Here is a 16,185-nt window from a genome sequence, read left to right on the forward strand (position 1 = left end):
TGAGGAGCTGTGGTGTGGTTAGTGTAGCGCCCATGACGCTGCCCGGTCTTCTTCTCGGCCGCCGCGGCGGGGCCTGACGCGATCGGCGCCCCGCCGCGGGACCCCGTGCCGCCGGTCGCCTGCCGTTCCCCGTCGCCAGGCCCGTTCCAGGCCCGTTCCACAGAACGGGTCATCCCGGAGAACGGGCCGTCCCAGAGAAGAGGACCTCCATGTCCACGTCGTTCCCCGGCCTGCGCACCCCCTCCGGCGCGGTGCCCGCCGCGCAGCCGCGCTGGAACCCCCAGCGGCCCAGCGCGATGCCGTCCTTCCGCTACCGGCCCGTCCACGACCGCGTCGCCGTTCCCCTGGAGGGCCGGCGGTGGCCCTCGCGAACCGTCACCGCCGCCCCCCTGTGGGTGCCGGTCGACCTGCGCGACGGCAACCAGGCCCTGGCCGACCCCATGGACCCGGAGCGCAAGCGCCGCATGTTCGAGCTGTTCCTCGCCATGGGCTTCAAGGAGATCGAGGTCGGCTACCCGTCGGCCAGCCGGACGGACTTCGACTTCGTCCGCCTGCTCGTCGAGCACGACCTGGTGCCCGACGACGTCACCCCGGTCGTGTTCACGGCCGCCCGGCGCGACCTGATCGAGCGGACGTACGCCTCGATCGAGGGGCTGCCGCGCGCCGTCGTCCACCTCTACACCGCCACCGCTCCCACCTGGCGGGACGTCGTCCTCGGGCACGGACGCGACGAGCTGCGCGCGCTCATCACCGAGGCCGCCGAGGACGTCGCCCGCGCGGCCGAGGGCCGGCCCGGGGTGCGGTTCGAGTTCTCGCCGGAGGTGTTCAACCTCACCGAGCCCGACTACGTCCTGGAGGTCTGCAACGGGCTGTCGGCGCTGTGGGACGCGAGCCCCGACCGGCCGGTGATCCACAACCTGCCGGCCACCGTCGAGGTCGCCACGCCCAACGTGTACGCCGACCAGATCGAGTACATGGACCGCCACCTCGACCGGCGCGACGGCGTCATCCTGTCGGTCCACCCGCACAACGACCGCGGCACCGGCGTCGCCTGCGCCGAGCTGGCCGTGCTGGCGGGGGCGCAGCGGGTGGAGGGCTGCCTGTTCGGCAACGGGGAGCGCACCGGCAACGTGGACCTGGTCACGCTGGCGCTCAACCTGCACGCCCAGGGCGTAGACCCGATGATCGACTTCTCCGACATCGACGTCATCCGCGAGACGGTCGAGCACTGCAACCGCATCCCCGTCCACCCCCGGCACCCGTACGGGGGCGATCTCGTCTACACGGCCTTCTCCGGCACCCACCAGGACGCGATCAAGAAGGGCTTCGCCCACCATGAACGGCGCTCCGCGGAGCTGGGCGTGACGCCGGACCGGGCGCCGTGGGCGGTCCCGTACCTGCCGATCGACCCGCGCGACGTGGGACGCGACTACGAGGCCGTCATCCGCGTCAACAGCCAGTCCGGCAAGGGCGGCGTGGCGTACGTGCTCCGCGCCGAGCACGGCCTGGACCTGCCGCGCGGGCTGCAGGCCGACTTCTCCCGGGCGGTGCAGGCCGAGGCCGAGCTGAGCGGCGGCGAGGTGACGGGGGAGCGGCTGTGGGAGCTGTTCCAGGCGACGTACGCCGGCAGGACCGGCCCCGTGGAGCTGCTGCGCTGGAAGGTGGAGGGCGCGGACGGCGAGCACGCGTTCACCGGGGACTTCGTCGTCGGCGGGCGCGAGGCGCGGGGCGAGGGGACGGGTGTGGGGCCGCTGGCGGCGCTCACCGCGGCGCTGCGCGGGCTGGGGGTCGACGTGGAGATCACCGGCTACACCGAGCACGCCGTCCCCGCCTCCGCACACCCCGCCTCGGTGGGTCCCGGCGGCGCGGAGAGCGTGGCGGCGGCGTACGTGGAGTGCCGGGCCGGCGACGCGACCGCGTGGGGGGTGGGCCTGGCCTCCTCGGTCCTGACCGCCGCCGTGGACGCCGTCGTGTCGGCCGCCAACGCCGCCCTCGGCGCTCCCGGCGCCCCGGGCGCCTGATCAGGAGAAGGCGTCCACCCCGGTGAGCTCGCCGGACAGCTCCCAGAGCCGGGCCGCCTCGTCCGGGTCGACGGCCCACGGCTTGACCCCGCCGACGAGCATGTCGTCGGTCGTGGCCGGCTCGGCGACGTCGCAGTCCTGGCAGTAGGCGCCGCCGTGGTCGTCGAGCAGGGGCGAGGTCGCCGCCCACGTGGCGGTGGCCGCCCCCTGCCGCGGGGTCTTGAAGCCGGCGGCCGGAGTGCCGTCCGGCGTGATCCAGCCGAGCGCGGCCTGCTCCTCCAGAGGTACGTGTCGTTGCAGCGGCGTCAGGATGCTGCCGGGGTGCACGGCGTACGCGTGCACCCCGGCCGCGGCGCCCAGCCGGTCGAGGTGGACCGCGAACAGCGCGGCCGCGGTTTTGGCCTGGGCGTAGGCCAGCCAGCCGTCGTACCCGCCCCGGAAGTGGACGTCGTCCCACCGCATGCCGGACAGGAAGTGCCCGGAGGAGGAGACCGCCACCACGCGCGCCCCGCCCGCGGCGAGGACGGGGCGCAGGTGGTTGACCAGCGCGTGGTGCCCGAGGTGGAGGGCGAAGTGGGCCTCCCAGCCGGGGCCCACGCGGGTCTCGGGGCAGGCCATGACGCCCGCGTTGGCGATGACCACGTCGATCGCCCGGCCCTTCTCCAGGAGGTCGCCGGAGAAGCGCCGCACGTCCGCCTGGTCCATCAGGTCGAGCGGGCCCACCTCCGCACGCGGCACGTCGCGCAGGGCCGCACCGGCCGCGTCCGGGCGGCGGGCGCCCACCACCACCCGGGCGCCGGCCCCGGCCAGCGCCCGCGTGATCTCAAGGCCCAGCCCGGAGTAACCACCGGTGACCAGGGCGGTCCGTCCTGTCAGGTCGAGGCCGGCGAGCACCTCCTCGGCCGTGCTCCACGCGCCGAACCCACTACCGATCTTGTGCTGCCTGTTCATCATGGGCTCGACGCTAGAATCTAGAGCTCGCTCTAGGTCAAACCGAGGAGGGAAGCGTGGCGGACGGTCTGTCCATCGGGGACGCGGCGGCGGCCACCGGCCTGAGCGTGCACGCGCTGCGCTTCTTCGAGCGGGAGGGCCTGCTCCTGCGCCTCATCCCGCGCTCCGCCGGGGGCCGCCGGGTCTACGAGCCGGCGGACGTGGAATGGCTGCTGCTCTGCAACCGGCTGCGCGAGTCGGGCATGCCGATCGCGACGCTGAGGAGGTTCGCCGGACTGGTGCGCTCAGGCCCCGGCAACGAGCGCGACCGCCTGGAGCTGCTGCGCGAGCACGAGCGCGACGTCCGCGCCCGGATCGCCGAGCTGACCGCGAGCCTGGAGGTCATCCACGGCAAGGTGGTCGCCTACGAGCGGCACGTCGAGGACGGCACCGCCACCGGCCTCTGGTCCCCGACCCCCTCACCCCCCGCCTGACCGCTCACGCCACACCGGGGGCCGGTCACCGGACGGAGCCGTTCCACTGCCAGGCCGTGCGACGGGAGAGCCCCGGGAGGGTGGTGCGGCCCGTGCACCACAGCAGCGTCTCCGCCGGTCCGTGTCCCGCCGGCGCGTCCGGGAAGAGCCGGGCGACGACCGCGGCGCTCGGGCCGTCCGGCGGCGTCCAGTCCAGGCCGAGCGTGCGGGTGATGTCGTACGTGTGGACGGCCAGCTCGACGACGCCCATGGCGGCGAAGCCGGTGGCGTCGGAGTGTCCCCACGGGTGCCACGCTCGTGCCTCGGCCGGAGTGGTCCGCACGGTGGCGGCCAGAAGGGTGGCGGCGATGCCGACGCCCTCCAGGCAGGCGTCGGCGGGCGCGGCCGGGTCCAGCGAGGCGAACAGGGTGATGTAGCGGTCGGCCGGCCGGGCGACGAGCAGACCCGCGTACCCCACCAGCCCGAGAGCGAGGTGGTCGAGTGTCGTCCGGCAGGACCAGTCGAGGTCGCCGGCGGGCCGCGACCAGTCCTGGCCGGTCCCCTTGCCCAAAATCGCCAGGCATTCCTCCGCGGTGGCGGCCAGGAGGTCGGCGGGGGTCGGTGCGGGGTTCATGGGTCTCTCCTCGTACGGGTGCCGTTGGGCCACCGACACGCTGACAGGAGGAGAGGCACGGGGACAGTGACAGGAATGACGGTTTGCCACAAAAAGCTGCCATATCCTCGGTCGGGTGAGTGCCGGCACCGTCGCCCTGGTCGTGCCCGAGGGCATCGGGATCCCATCCTGGGATCTGTACGAGCTCAGCATCCCGTGCACGGTTTTCGGCAAGCCACAGCCCGACCTGGCCGACCCCTGGTACGACCTGCGCCTGTGCGCCGTGGGCCCGGGCGGATCCGGCGGCGGCGGGTCCCCGTACGAGCTGAGCGTGCGGACCCGCTACGGCCTGGACGGCCTCGCCGGCGCGGACACCGTCATCGTGACCTCCGTGCCCGACCCGTGCGTCGAGGACGGTGAGCCGCTGCCCCCCGGCCTCGCCGACGCGCTGCGCCGCGCACACGAGGCGGGCGCCCGCATGGTGTCGCTGTGCACCGGTGCCTTCGCGCTGGCCGAGGCGGGGCTGCTCGACGGCCGCCGCGCCACCGCCCACTGGATGCACACGGCCCAGCTCGCCGCCCGCTACCCGGAGGTGCTGGTGGACGACTCCGTGCTGTACGTGGACGACGGTGACGTGCTGACCAGCGCCGGCGTGACCGCCGGCCTTGACCTCTGCCTCCACCTGGTGCGCCGCGACCTCGGCGCGCACGTCGCCAACCAGCTCGCCCGGCGCATGGTGGTGCCCGCCCACCGGCCCGGCGGGCAGGCGCAGTTCGTGGACCTGTCCGTCCCGGTGACCGACGACGCGGGGCTGGAGCCGGTGCTGGAGTGGGCTCGGGCCAGGCTTGACCAGCCGCTCACGGTCGAGGATCTGGCTCGCCGGGCCGCGATGAGCCCGCGCACCTTCTACCGGCGCCTCAGGGCCGCGACCGGCACAACGCCGCTGCGGTGGCTGCTCAACCAGCGGCTCGGCCTGGCGCAGCGCCTGCTGGAGTCGACGGACCTGCCGATCGAGAGGGTGGGGGAGCTGAGCGGCCTCGGCACCGCCAACAACCTGCGCCACCACTTCCTCAGGCAGGTCGGCGTCTCGCCCGGCGACTACCGCCGCGCCTTCCCGCGCTCGGGCTCACACTCCGGCGAGGTCACTCGTCCCGGAGCCGCTCCGGAGCGGCGGTCCGGCGCAGCAGGGGACGGGAGAGCCGGGCCACCACCAGGGCGGCGAGGATCCCGATCCCGGCCATGACCACCGCCCGCCCGCCCGCCACGGCCAGCGCCGCGGGCGTCTCGGCGTACACCTCCGGCACCGTCGCGATCACGACCGCCGCCCCGGCGACGGCCGCGACGGCGCACACCGGCAGGGAGGCGATGAGCGCCTGCCGGGCGAGCACCCGGCCCAGCGAGGGCGCCTCGGTGCCGGAGGCCGCGAGGGCGGCGAACGAGCCGCGGTGGTCGAGCAGCGCCTCGGCCTGGTGCGCCACGAGGGCGGCGGCCGAGACGACGAGCGCGAACAGCAACGACAGGTCCACGAGCGCGTACGCCGTGACGGCGAACGGCGACTCGGCCACGTAGCCTTTCACGATCCCCGGCCCCTGCTGGGCGCCCACCATGGCTCCGAAGAACACGGTCAGCCCCACCACGGACAGCGCGCGGGCCCACCCCCGAGGGTCCGCCTCCAGCATCCGGGCCGCGAGCAGCGTCTCCGCCTCCCCGGTGCGGTGCCCCACCCGGCGGGCGGCGGCCCCGATCAGCCAGGCCGCGCTGAGAACCAGCCCGAACAGCAGCAGCACCGCTCCGGTCACGAGGACCGCCGACATCCCGTACGCGTCCAGCCGCAGGAGCCGGCCCTTCCCGGTCAGGATCGCCACCATGAGCCCCCCACCCACCGTGACCATCACCAGGTCGCGGACGTGAGCTTGAGCCGGCCGGGACCGCCGCGTCACGCCCAGCGGTGAGGCGATCACGTGCCGCCCCGCCAGCAGCCCCGACAGCATCCCCCAGAGCGCGACCCCCAGCAGGACGCCGAGCGCCGTCAGCGGTGACGCGCCGCCGAGGGCCCAGGCCCCCGCCAGGTACACCGCGGCGCCGCACACCCCTCCCACCAGGGCCTGCCGGCCTCCTTCGTACGCACCGAGCAGCCGGACGTCGCCCGGCGTGGCCCCCGCCAGCCGCAGGGCGGCCAGCCGCCTCTCCCGGGTGGCCGCGGCCAGGCGGCTCACCTGGTGGACGAAGGCCGCCGCGGGCACCGCCAGCAGCGCCAGGACCAGGGCGGTGACCGCCCGCCGGTCGGGGGTGGCGAACGCGGCCATCACCCCATGCACCTGCACCGGCTCGCCGGAGCCGGCGTCGGCCAGTCCCAGCCGGGTCCCCCGGTCGAGCGCGCTCACCGCCGAGGTGAGCAGGCTGACCGCCGAGCAGAGCAGGAGCACCGCGAGCGCCGCCCCCGCGGCCATGAGGCGCCCGCGCGCCCGCTCCCTCGGGGAGCCACCCCGGGCCAGCATCCGGGCCAGCGCGATCACGTGGTCACCTCCGCGGCGACGGTGCCGTCACGCAGGACGACCTCCCGGTCGGCGTAGGCGGCCACGCGGTTGTCGTGGGTCACGAGCACCAGGGCGGCGCCGCTCCCGCGGGCCGTACGGACCAGCTCGTCCAGCACCCGCTCTCCGCCGAGGGAGTCGAGGGCGCCGGTCGGCTCGTCGGCGAACACCACGCGCGGGCCGGTGACCAGCGCGCGGGCCACCGCGACCCGCTGAGCCTCGCCGCCGGACAGCTCGCCGGGGCGGTGGTCGGCGCAGCCGGCCACGCCCAGCCGCTCCAGCCAGGACCGGGCCGTGTTCAGCGACTCCTGGCGCGGATGGCGGCCGAACAGCAGGGGTAAGGAGACGTTCTCGGCCGCCGTCAGCTCGGGCACGAGCCGGCCGGACTGGAAGACGACGCCGAAGCTCTCCCTGCGCAGCCTCGCGCGGCCCGCCTCGTCCAGGGCGTCGACGCGCCGCCCGTCGAAGACGACCTCTCCCGACTCCGGCCGGACGATCCCGGCCAGGCAGTGCAGCAGCGTGGACTTGCCGGACCCGCTCGGCCCGGTGATCGCGACGATCTCGCCGTCGCCGATCGTCAGGGACACCTCGTTCAGCGCGACGGTCCGGCCGAACGTCTTACGCAGCGCGCGTGCCTCAAGCATCGCCGCCCTCCTTCAGGTCCGTGAGGCGGCCGAGGGCCGTCTCGATCCAGCGCAGATCGGCGTCGAGGTGCTGGAGCGCGTAGTCGGCTGCCAGCGCCTCGGCGGGTGAGCCCGCGGCCTTCTCGGCGGTCAGCTCCCGCATGCGGGCCAGGTGCGCGGCCCGCTGCCTGAGCAGGTAGCCGTCGGCGGCGCCACCGGCCAGGCCGGCGACGACGACGCGGGAGAAGAGCGGGCTGGAGACGTACGGGGCGGGCGGCTCCGTCTGTTCGAGCCAGCGCGCCAGCTCGGCGCGGCCCCGCTCGGTGATCGCGTAGACCGTCCGCTCAGGGCCGGCCTCCTGCGCCGTCTCCGCCACCTCGGCGAGCCCGTCGCGCTGGAGGCGCTGCAACGTCGCGTACACCTGGCCGTACGCGAGCGGCTTGGCGCCGGGCAGGCGCCGGTCGTGCTCGCGCTTGAGCTCGTATCCATGCTTCGGGCGTTCGGTCAGCAGCCCGAGCATGACATGTCCTGTCGACATGGCCGCGACTATACATGGAATGTATACATGCCATGAATAGCTTCAGGTCGAAGCGGGGCGGAGGGTGATCGTGCAGGAGGCGCCGAGGTGGCCGGCGAGGCCGTCGAAGCGGGCGGTGAGCGCCGGGCCCGTCGTGGCCCCGGCCAGCCGGGGGTGACCCTGGACCAGGGCCGTCACCGGCCGGCGCCAGGTGACGGTCAGCTCGTCCAGGTCGCAGCGGGGGTCCGCCACGGTGAGGGTCGCGGTGCCGTCCGGCAGCTCGCGGAGCAGGACGGCGCAGGGCGCGGAGGCGGTCAGGGGGCCGGCCGTGCCCGGGTTCCAGAAGTTGACACCGGTCAGCCCGAGTGACGGGACGTGGACGCCCTGCACGCGGGAGGTGTTGGCGAGGACGCGGGCCCAGCCCGGGTCGGCGGCGCGGGCCCGGGTGCGTTCCTGAGTGGCGCCGGGGAGGAGCAGGTAGACGTACGCGGCGTCGCGCGGGTCGGCGCCGTGGTCCAGCCAGAGCGTCACGTAGTCGCGCGCCACAGCGCCCGCCGCGTCCGCCCCTGCTGCCCCGGCGCGCCGCTCGCGGAGGACCCGCAGGGGACCGCCACCGGGCAGGACGTAGCCGCCGTGCCCGTCCAGGTGCGCCCAGCGCGCGACCCCCGTGTCTTCCGGAAGGTCATCGGCGACCACCCGGGTGCCGTCGACCGTGAGAGGCGCGCCGGTGCGGCGGTTGTCGAGGACCGTCTCGACCGGGACGCCGTCCTCGCTCCTGATGCCCGCCCCCAGGCACAGCACCGCGTCGTCCAGGAAGAACCACGACTTGAACGCCTCCATCGTGCTGTCCAGCCCGTTGAGGTGCTGCCCGACCGCCGCGTACGCGCCGTCGGACGCGCCCCCCACCCACCGGCCCGGCGGGCACGTGTCGCCCCATCCCGCGCCCGCCCCGTCGGGCAGCCGCTTGGTGGAGACCGTGGTGCCCGGCAGCCGGTACGGGTCCACGGTCGCCCAGAAGGAGTCGGAGTACTGGTCCCCGTGGCCCTCGGCCCACCAGTAGAGCATTCCGGAGCCGGTGTGCCAGCCGCGCAGGTTCTCGCCGTTGCCGTGCTCGTAGTGGCCCACCCGGTACGACGCCATGCTGAGCCCCGCGCACCAGCCCGGCGCGCGGTGGACGGCTCGGGCGCTCATGGGCAGCAGCCGGTGCCCGGCCGGCTCGGGGGCCGCCGGGATCCGCTCGTCGGCCGTGACCGCCGCCAGCCGGGCGTGGAAGCCCAGGTCGCCCTCGGTCTCCGCCGTGCCGAGCATCGGCCGGGCGGTGTCGCGGGCCGCCCATCCCTTGACCATCGCCCGCCAGCGCTCCCGGTCAGCGGCCGGCGCCGTCTCGGCGAGCAGCAGGATCGACGCCGCGATCATGCGTCCCCTGCGGTGGTCACCGTACGGCCGGCGCCCGACGCCGCGCCCGCCGGCCAGATCCATGCAGAACCCGTCATGGATCACCGGCGCGAACGACCCGTCCACGCTGTCGTGGAGCACCCGCCGTTCGTGCTCGGGGATCTCCCACGGCGTGCCGCGCAGCACGGCGAACAGCGCGGCCAGCCCCGCGAGGGCCACCAAGCCGTACCCGCCCTGGTACGGCACGTACGTGTGCTGGATGAACGAGCCGTCCCGGTAGAACCCGTCGCCCTCCTCGACGTACCGCAGGACAGGGGACAGCGCGGAGGCGGCCAGCGCGGCCCGGTCCGGGTCGGCCCCGAGGACGGCGCGCAGCAACATGACCGTGCACAGGTCCACCCGGTTCGCCCCGGTGCTGTTGCCGCTGTAGTCGTACAGGCGGCGCGGCGGCACGAAGTGGTCCACGGCGTCCCGCAGCCCGTGCGCCTGCCTGGACGTGAGGTGCGGTGCGACGAGCACGGCGGCGTCGAGCAGGGCCTTGGGCACGCCGATCTGCCAGTTCCACCAGTTCCCCCTGGCCTCCGCGCCGGCGGCGTACACGTGCCGCCGGTAGTGGTCGAGGCCCGCGGCGACGGCCGAGGCGAGGCCCGGGTCGCCGGTCAGCCCGGTGCCGGGCAGCACGTACGCGCGGGCCATCGAGCGCAGCCGCGCCGGGGTGGCGTTGAACGACGGGTACGGCATGCCGGGCCAGAGCGACGTGGGGCCCGGCGCCATGGTGTCGCGGAGGCGGGCCGCCGCACGCCCCAGCTCCGTCAGCCTTTCCCGGTACGGCGGGAGCATCGCCTGCCCGGAGACCGGATCGGTGGTCAGCGCGGTCCACCGGCGGCGCAGGACGGCGAACGCGTCACCCCACAGGCCGCCGGCGGCCACCGGGACGACCGCCCCGGCCGCCGCTGCCCCGCCGAGCACCAGGAGAGATCGCCGGGTGTATCCGCGCACGGGGCAGATTATCGCGTGACGACGCGCCCGCCCTGGGACGAAGGGCGAGGGGGGAAGGGGGGAGGGGGGAAGGGGGGACCGCGATCCGATGGGGAGAGGTGCGAAGGATCGCGGCCCGTCAGGGTGGGGGAAAGGGGACGCCGGGGTCGATCCTTACCCGGTGACCTGCTCGGCCCCGGCGTCCCGTGGGGGATCTCAGGAGGGCTCGGCGATGATCGCGGCCACTCGCTGGGCGTGGCCGTGCGCAGCCCGCCTGACCGTGCCCGCGCAGGCAGTGCCCGCCGGCGCGTGCTCGGCCTGGGCGCTCACCGGCAGCTCGAACCAGACGACCTTCCCCCGCGGGGTGTGGTCGCGGCCCCAGCAGCAGGCGAGCATGTCCACCAGTTGCAGCCCGCGTCCGCGCTCGTCGTGGCGGCGGGACAGCTGTACCTGCGGCAGATCGGGGTTGGAGTCCTCGACCTCGAAGCGCAGCAGGCCGTCGGACTCGGAGACGCTGACGCCGATCGGCCCGTGGGCGTGCTCCAGGGCGTTGCTGACCAGCTCGCTGATGAGCAGCTCGGCGACCTCGACCTCGTCGGCGAAGCCCCATTGGGTCAGCTTCTTGCGGACCAGGCGGCGCGCCCTGCCCACCTGGTGGGGGTGGGGCGGGAGCCGCCAGGAGGCGACCCGGCTGTCCACCGGGGTGTTGCCGCCGAGGGCGGCGATCAATGAGACCCAGGAGTGCACGTTCATGACACGTCCTCCTGGTGAGCACTGTCACCGCAGTGGTGATCCACTGGCGGACTGGTGGGCCGGTGGTGGGACATGATCGGAACCCTTGCTTCTCGCTTCCCCCGAGCGGTCTGCTCAGGTCTTAAGCCTCCCTCACTGGTTCGCCCGAGGGGACGTGAGAAATCCCGATATAGATACCTATTTCCTGAGTAGGGGGACGGCTAGGTATGGCGGCCCGGGTGGTGGCCGTAACGGCCTGGCCACGATGGGCGAAATGGCACCTTGAAGGGTCCATAATCCTGTCCAGCGCGGCACGCGGGGGCGAGGAAGCGGGGACAGGATGGCCGGACTGACCGGCGCGGACGGCACCACCGAGGCGGACGGCTCGGCCGAGAGGGCCGGGGGCAGGACCGAGGGGTCCGGGAGCGCGACCGAGGGGTCCGGGAGCACGGTCGCGCAGGCCGGCGCCGCCGTGGCCGCGGCCCTCGGCCCGGTCCTGGAGATCACCGCGCTGCTGGTCTTCGCGGGCCTGCCCGACGCGTGGCTGCCCTCCCTCACGGCGACGCCCCAGTCCGCCGCCGCCCTCACCTTCCCCGTCGTCGGCGCGTTCCTGATCCACCACCGGCCCCGGCTGAACATGGCCTGGCTGATGTGCGCGGGCGGCCTGGCGGCCGGGATCAGCGACTTCTCCCAGGCGCTGATGTTCCGGCTCGCCGCCGAGGGAGAGCTGGCCACGGCCGGCTACCTGCGCTTCGCCGGGAGCGTCGGCTGGGCGGTGTGCGGCGTGACCCTGACGACGCTGCTACCGCTGTACTCGCCCGACGGCCGCCTGCCCTCGCCGCGCTGGCGCCCGGTCGTGGCGCTGGGGGCGGTGGCCCTGGCGGCCGAGATGCTGAGGTCGGTGTTCCGCCCGGACCCGCCGCCGTCCGGCTACGCGTTCCCGGCCGTGATCCCGAACCCGCTCCAGATCCCCGCGCTGGCGCCGTACAACGACACGATCTCCACGATCGCCTGGACCGGCATCTACGTCGCGATGGCGCTGTCGGCTCTGTCCCTGGTCGTGCGCCTGCGTCGCGCGGACTCCGTCGGCCGGCGGCAGATCGGCTGGCCGCTGCTCGCCTACATCGGGTACATCGTCTTCCTGGTCGTGGGCGCGTTCGTGCCCGGGCTGACGTGGTTGTCGATCACCTGGGCGGCGCTGATCCCGGTGGCGCTGGCCTTCTCGGTGACCCGGTACCGCCTGTACGGGATCGACACCGTGATCAGCCGCACGTTCGTGGCTGCCGGCCTGCTGGCCGTGGTCAGCGCGGTGTACTTCGGCGCCGGGGCGCTGGCCGGTCTGGTGGTCTCCGGGTACGACGAGGTCGCGGGGCTGGTGGCCGCCCTGTTCGCCGGGGCGTTCTTCCAGCCGCTGCGGCGCGCGCTGCAACGCGCCGTCGACCGCCTGCTGTACGGCAAGGTCGGCGACCCGCGGCTGCTCGCCGAGCGGCTGACCCATGAGGTGCGGCGGGCCGACCCGGCGGAGGCGCTGAACTCGGTGGTGGGGGTGCTGCGCGACGGGCTCGCCGTCGAGGGCGCCGCGGTGGAGGTGGCCGACGGCGAGCCCCGCTACGTCGAGAGCGGCCGGGTGGGCGACGAGCCGCGCGAGGTGCCGCTCGTCTGGCACGGCGAGCTGGTCGGCCGCCTGCTGGTGGGGCCGCCGGGTCCGCGCCGGTTCCCGGCCGCGCACGACGAGCGGGTGCTGGCCACGCTCACGCCGTACGCCGCCGACGTGGCCCACGCCGTGCGGATGGCCGCCGACCTGCAACGCTCCAGGGAGCGCATCCTCACCACCCGCGAGGAGGAGCGCCGCCGCCTGCGACGGGACCTGCACGACGGCCTCGGCCAGACCCTGTCGGGCATGGCCATGACCATCAACATCGCCCGCAGCCGCCTCAAGAGCTCCCCCGACTCCGCCGACACGCTGCTCCAGGCCCTCCGCTCGGGCATGGACGCCGTCGCGGGCGACATCCGGGAGCTGGTGTACGGCCTGCGTCCCCCGGCGCTCGACGACCTCGGCCTGGCGCGGGCCGTACAGGAGCTGGCCGGCCAGTCCTCGCCCGAGACGGTGGTCGAGGTCGAGACAGTGGTCGAGGTGGAGACGGTGGTCGAGGTGGAGACGGTGGTCGAGGTCGAGACGGGTGGCGACCTGGGCGGCCTGCCGGCGGCCACGGAGGTGGCCGTCTACCGGATCGTCCAGGAGGCCCTGACGAACGTCCGGCGGCACGCCGACGCCCGCCACGCCCGCGTGGTGCTGCGGCGGGAGCCGTCGGCGCTGCGGGTGCGCGTCAGCGACGACGGCCGGGGCCTGCCCGACGGGCACCGGGCGGGCGTCGGCCTCGGCTCGATGCGGGAGCGCGCCGCCGAGCTGGGCGGAGTCTGCGTCATCGGTCCCGAGCCCGGAGGCGGCACCCGTGTGGAGGCCGTGCTGCCCCTCCCGGCGGCCGGACCGGACGAGACCGGGAACGTGGTCCCGCCCGAACCGGCGCACGGGACCGCCGACCGAACTTCGTTCTGACGTACTTCGCGGATCTTGTGGCACGGGGCCGGGTTTTTCCTAGAATCAGGCCCAGAAGATCACAGCGAGAGGGGGTCGTGTGAGCGACCTGGACCGCGTGCCACCGCCCGGAGTCGACACCCGAGTCCCGAGCGTCGCCCGCATGTACGACTACTACCTCGGCGGGAAGGACAACTTCGCGGCCGACCGCGAGGCGGCCGAGAAGATGATCGAGCTCGGCCTGCAGATGGGCAACGACGCCCGCCAGATCGCCCGGGCCAACCGCGGCTTCCTCGGCCGGGCCGTCCGCCTGCTCGCCGAGAGGGGGATCACCCAGTTCGTCGACATCGGCGCGGGCCTGCCCACCCAGGACAACGTCCACCAGGTCGCCCGGCGGCACGCGCAGGGGTCGCGCGTCGTCTACGTCGACAACGACCCCATCGTGCTGGTCCACGCGCGGGCCCTGCTCGCCCGCGACCCCGACGTGCTCGCCGTGGCCGGCGACCTCAAGGACCCGGACGCGATCCTCGACGACCCCGAGGTGACGGCGCACATCGACTTCTCGCGTCCGTACGCCGTCCTGCTCGTCGCGGTGCTGCACTTCGTCACCGACGACGCCGAGGCCGCCGCCGTCGTCGCGCGGATCCGCGAGCGGCTGACCCCCGGCTCCTACCTCGTGCTGTCGCACCTGTACGAGGGCAACGCCACCGACGACATGGCCCACGCCGGCCAGAAGGTCTACTCCGGCACGACCTCGGGCGGCCTGGCCCGGCGCGGCTACGACCAGATCGCCTCCTACTTCGACGGCCTGGAGCCGCTCCCGCCCGGCATCGTGCCGGTGGACGCCTGGGACCCGCACGGGGAGCCCGGCCTGGACCTCGACCTCGACCGTCCGGGCATCCTGGCCGGCGTCGGCCACGTATCCGCAAGCGACTGAGACCTCCGATCGGAGAGCAATGGACGACCAGAGCGCTCGCTCCGCCTGGGACCGGGTCGACACCACCAAGCCGCACTCGGCCCGCGTGTGGGACTACCTGCTCGGCGGCAAGAACAACTACGCCGTCGACAAGCAGGCCGGCGACACGATCCTGACGCTGTTCCCGGCCTTCGCCGAGGTGGCGCGCCTCCAGCGGCGCTTCCTCAACCGCGCGGTGCGCTTCCTGGCCGGGCAGGCGGGCATCCGCCAGTTCCTGGACATCGGCACGGGCCTGCCCACGGCCAACAACACCCACGAGGTGGCCCAGGCGGTCGCCCCCGACTCCCGCGTCGTGTACGTCGACAACGACCCGCTCGTGCTGGTCCACGCGCGGGCGCTGCTCGCCGGCACGCCGGAGGGCGTCACCGAGTACATCGACGCCGACGTCCGCGACCCGCAGCGGATCCTGGAGGGCGCCGCCAAGGTGCTGGACCTGTCTCAGCCGGTCGGGCTGACCATGCTGAGCATCATGGGCCAGGTCCCCGACGCCGACGACCCGGACGGCATCGTCCGGCAGTTGCTCGACGGGCTCCCCCCGGGCAGCTACCTCGCCCTCAGCGACGGCACCAACGGCAACCCGGCCCTCGTCACGGCCGTCGAGAGCTACAACTCCCGGGCCGCCTACCCCTACCACCTGCGCGCCCCCGAGCGCGTCGCCGCGTTCTTCGAAGGGCTGGAGATGGTGGAGCCGGGCGTGGTCCCGACGCCGCTGTGGCGGCCCGACGCCGAGAGCGTGAACCCCTCCGAGCCGGTCAGCGCCGTCTGCGGGGTGGGCCGGAAGGCCTGAGCCTCCGGTGATTGTCGGCGGGCGCCGCTATGGTCCCCGATCATGACTGGAGCATGGGAGGCGGTCCGCGCCGCCGTCGCGAAGGAGGACGCCGCCGCCACGGCGGCCGTGGTCGCCGGGCTGACCGGCGACGAGCGGGGCGAGGTGGCCCGCGAGCTGCCCGGCCACCTGGCCGTGCTGAAGCGCGAGGCCGCCGGTGGTGAAAGGCCCTGGGACATCTGGTCCGACGGGCGACGCGGCTGGGTGGAGCCCCTTCGGGTCGCCGGGGCGGGCACGATCGGCGGGGCCGCCGCCGCGGCCGCGTGGCTGAACCGCCGCGAGTTCCAGCGGTTCTGGGACCAGCCCGACGACGTGCCGCACATCCTCCACGCGGTCGCCGCCCGCTCCCCGGAGTGGCAGGCCGATCTCGCCGCCCGCCTCGCGCTGCGGCTGCGCGGCACCGACAACGACTCCGGCCGGTCGGTGCGGCTGGCACTGGAGCTGCTGCGCCGCACCGGCGCCGAGCCGCCCGCGCACGACCCGCTCACCCTCGCCTGGGTCCGCGTCTGGCCGGCCGACCCGGGCGGCGCGCCGCTGCTCGACGCCATGCTGCCGCGCCTGTTCGAGGTGGAGGGGGTGGGCCGGCTGCTGCGCGCCGACGAGGACCGGCCCGTCCGGCTCGCCGCCCTCGCCGCCCGCGGCCGGATCTCCCGGGCGCTCCTGCTCGACGGCTGCGTCAGCCGGTTCCTGCGCGGCGGCACCGCTGCCGACCTGCGCTTCTTCGTCCGCCTGCACGAGGCCCTCGACCCGGCTCCCGATGAGGTGGCCGGGCGGCGACGCGACTACGCCCGGCTGCTGCCCGCCGCCCCCGCCAACGTCGCCGACCTCGCACTCAGGCGGCTGCGCTCGGCCGGCCCGCTGGACCCGGAGGATGCCGCCGAGGCGGTGGAGGGCCTGGTGTTCCGCGCCGAGGGCAGGCTGGTGCGCGCCGGGCTGGCCTGGCTCGACCGGCTCGGCCGCGACCACCCGGGCGACCTCGACGGCTACGCCCCGGCCCTGGCCACGGCGCTGGTGTGCGAGGCCGGCGAGGC

At 74.7% G+C, this 16,185-nt stretch carries 14 protein-coding genes; 7 read left to right on the forward strand and 7 right to left on the reverse strand.

The window, feature by feature from the left end:
* Positions 1-209 precede the first annotated feature (209 nt).
* Complete coding sequence (gene leuA / locus ABZS51_RS04740; protein WP_355436309.1) at positions 210-2,021, forward strand: 2-isopropylmalate synthase; 1,812 nt, start codon at positions 210-212, stop codon at positions 2,019-2,021.
* Here the strand turns inward: leuA and ABZS51_RS04745 are convergent, their stop codons facing one another.
* Complete coding sequence (locus ABZS51_RS04745; RefSeq protein ID WP_355436312.1) at positions 2,022-2,975, reverse strand: oxidoreductase; 954 nt, start codon at positions 2,973-2,975, stop codon at positions 2,022-2,024.
* Between the two features lie 53 nt (positions 2,976-3,028).
* Between ABZS51_RS04745 and ABZS51_RS04750 the strand changes: the two genes are divergently transcribed.
* A complete protein-coding gene (locus ABZS51_RS04750) occupies positions 3,029-3,445 on the forward strand; it encodes a MerR family transcriptional regulator (RefSeq protein ID WP_355436316.1) in 417 nt (138 codons plus the stop codon).
* Between the two features lie 25 nt (positions 3,446-3,470).
* Here ABZS51_RS04750 and ABZS51_RS04755 read toward each other — a convergent pair whose 3' ends face one another.
* Positions 3,471-4,058 (reverse strand): maleylpyruvate isomerase N-terminal domain-containing protein, encoded by a 588-nt coding sequence (locus ABZS51_RS04755; protein ID WP_355436319.1) that lies wholly within the window; start codon positions 4,056-4,058, stop codon positions 3,471-3,473.
* Between the two features lie 115 nt (positions 4,059-4,173).
* Here ABZS51_RS04755 and ABZS51_RS04760 point away from each other — a divergent pair, with 115 nt between their 5' ends.
* Positions 4,174-5,280, forward strand: coding sequence for a helix-turn-helix domain-containing protein (locus ABZS51_RS04760; protein WP_355436322.1), 1,107 nt, complete (start codon positions 4,174-4,176; stop codon positions 5,278-5,280).
* On the opposite strand, the gene ABZS51_RS04765 is transcribed toward ABZS51_RS04760, so the two are convergent.
* From ABZS51_RS04765 to ABZS51_RS04785, 5 genes are all read right to left on the reverse strand, one after another.
* The gene (locus ABZS51_RS04765; protein WP_355436325.1) at positions 5,180-6,553 is read right to left on the reverse strand and encodes a hypothetical protein; all 1,374 of its coding nucleotides are present in this window, start codon (positions 6,551-6,553) and stop codon (positions 5,180-5,182) included. The genes ABZS51_RS04760 and ABZS51_RS04765 overlap by 101 nt on opposite strands.
* Entirely contained in the window at positions 6,550-7,215 is a 666-nt protein-coding gene (locus ABZS51_RS04770; protein WP_355436327.1) for an ABC transporter ATP-binding protein, read from the reverse strand. The genes ABZS51_RS04765 and ABZS51_RS04770 overlap by 4 nt, the downstream gene beginning before the upstream one ends.
* Positions 7,208-7,732 (reverse strand): PadR family transcriptional regulator, encoded by a 525-nt coding sequence (locus ABZS51_RS04775; RefSeq protein ID WP_310709620.1) that lies wholly within the window; start codon positions 7,730-7,732, stop codon positions 7,208-7,210. Before ABZS51_RS04775 ends, ABZS51_RS04770 begins: the two co-directional genes overlap by 8 nt.
* 42 nt (positions 7,733-7,774) lie before the next feature.
* Positions 7,775-10,105, reverse strand: coding sequence for a polysaccharide lyase 8 family protein (locus tag ABZS51_RS04780; protein ID WP_355436331.1), 2,331 nt, complete (start codon positions 10,103-10,105; stop codon positions 7,775-7,777).
* A 195-nt stretch (positions 10,106-10,300) separates the two neighbouring features.
* Positions 10,301-10,837, reverse strand: coding sequence for an ATP-binding protein (locus ABZS51_RS04785; RefSeq protein ID WP_355436334.1), 537 nt, complete (start codon positions 10,835-10,837; stop codon positions 10,301-10,303).
* A gap of 319 nt (positions 10,838-11,156) precedes the next feature.
* On the opposite strand from ABZS51_RS04785, the gene ABZS51_RS04790 reads away from it, so the two are divergent.
* From ABZS51_RS04790 to ABZS51_RS04805, 4 genes are all read left to right on the forward strand, one after another.
* Positions 11,157-13,373, forward strand: coding sequence for a sensor histidine kinase (locus tag ABZS51_RS04790; RefSeq protein ID WP_355436337.1), 2,217 nt, complete (start codon positions 11,157-11,159; stop codon positions 13,371-13,373).
* Positions 13,374-13,452: 79 nt separating this feature from the next.
* Positions 13,453-14,289 (forward strand): SAM-dependent methyltransferase, encoded by an 837-nt coding sequence (locus tag ABZS51_RS04795; protein ID WP_355436340.1) that lies wholly within the window; start codon positions 13,453-13,455, stop codon positions 14,287-14,289.
* Between the two features lie 19 nt (positions 14,290-14,308).
* Positions 14,309-15,115, forward strand: coding sequence for an SAM-dependent methyltransferase (locus ABZS51_RS04800; RefSeq protein ID WP_355436343.1), 807 nt, complete (start codon positions 14,309-14,311; stop codon positions 15,113-15,115).
* Between the two features lie 42 nt (positions 15,116-15,157).
* On the forward strand, positions 15,158-16,185 hold a 1,028-nt coding region (locus tag ABZS51_RS04805; protein WP_355436346.1), incomplete at its 3' end, for a hypothetical protein.

Origin of the sequence: Nonomuraea sp. NPDC005501 (assembly GCF_040605905.1) — a bacterium.
Taxonomy (GTDB): domain Bacteria; phylum Actinomycetota; class Actinomycetes; order Streptosporangiales; family Streptosporangiaceae; genus Nonomuraea.

Bases quoted from the DNA above. Each gene is read 5' to 3' on its own strand.
- leuA (WP_355436309.1), top strand. From the start codon at position 210: ATGTCCACGTCGTTCCCCGGCCTGCGCACCCCCTCCGGCGCGGTGCCC.
- ABZS51_RS04745 (WP_355436312.1), bottom strand. From the start codon at position 2,975: ATGATGAACAGGCAGCACAAGATCGGTAGTGGGTTCGGCGCGTGGAGC.
- ABZS51_RS04755 (WP_355436319.1), bottom strand. From the start codon at position 4,058: ATGAACCCCGCACCGACCCCCGCCGACCTCCTGGCCGCCACCGCGGAG.
- ABZS51_RS04770 (WP_355436327.1), bottom strand. From the start codon at position 7,215: ATGCTTGAGGCACGCGCGCTGCGTAAGACGTTCGGCCGGACCGTCGCG.
- ABZS51_RS04775 (WP_310709620.1), bottom strand. From the start codon at position 7,732: ATGTCGACAGGACATGTCATGCTCGGGCTGCTGACCGAACGCCCGAAG.
- ABZS51_RS04785 (WP_355436334.1), bottom strand. From the start codon at position 10,837: ATGAACGTGCACTCCTGGGTCTCATTGATCGCCGCCCTCGGCGGCAAC.
- ABZS51_RS04790 (WP_355436337.1), top strand. From the start codon at position 11,157: ATGGCCGGACTGACCGGCGCGGACGGCACCACCGAGGCGGACGGCTCG.
- ABZS51_RS04800 (WP_355436343.1), top strand. From the start codon at position 14,309: ATGGACGACCAGAGCGCTCGCTCCGCCTGGGACCGGGTCGACACCACC.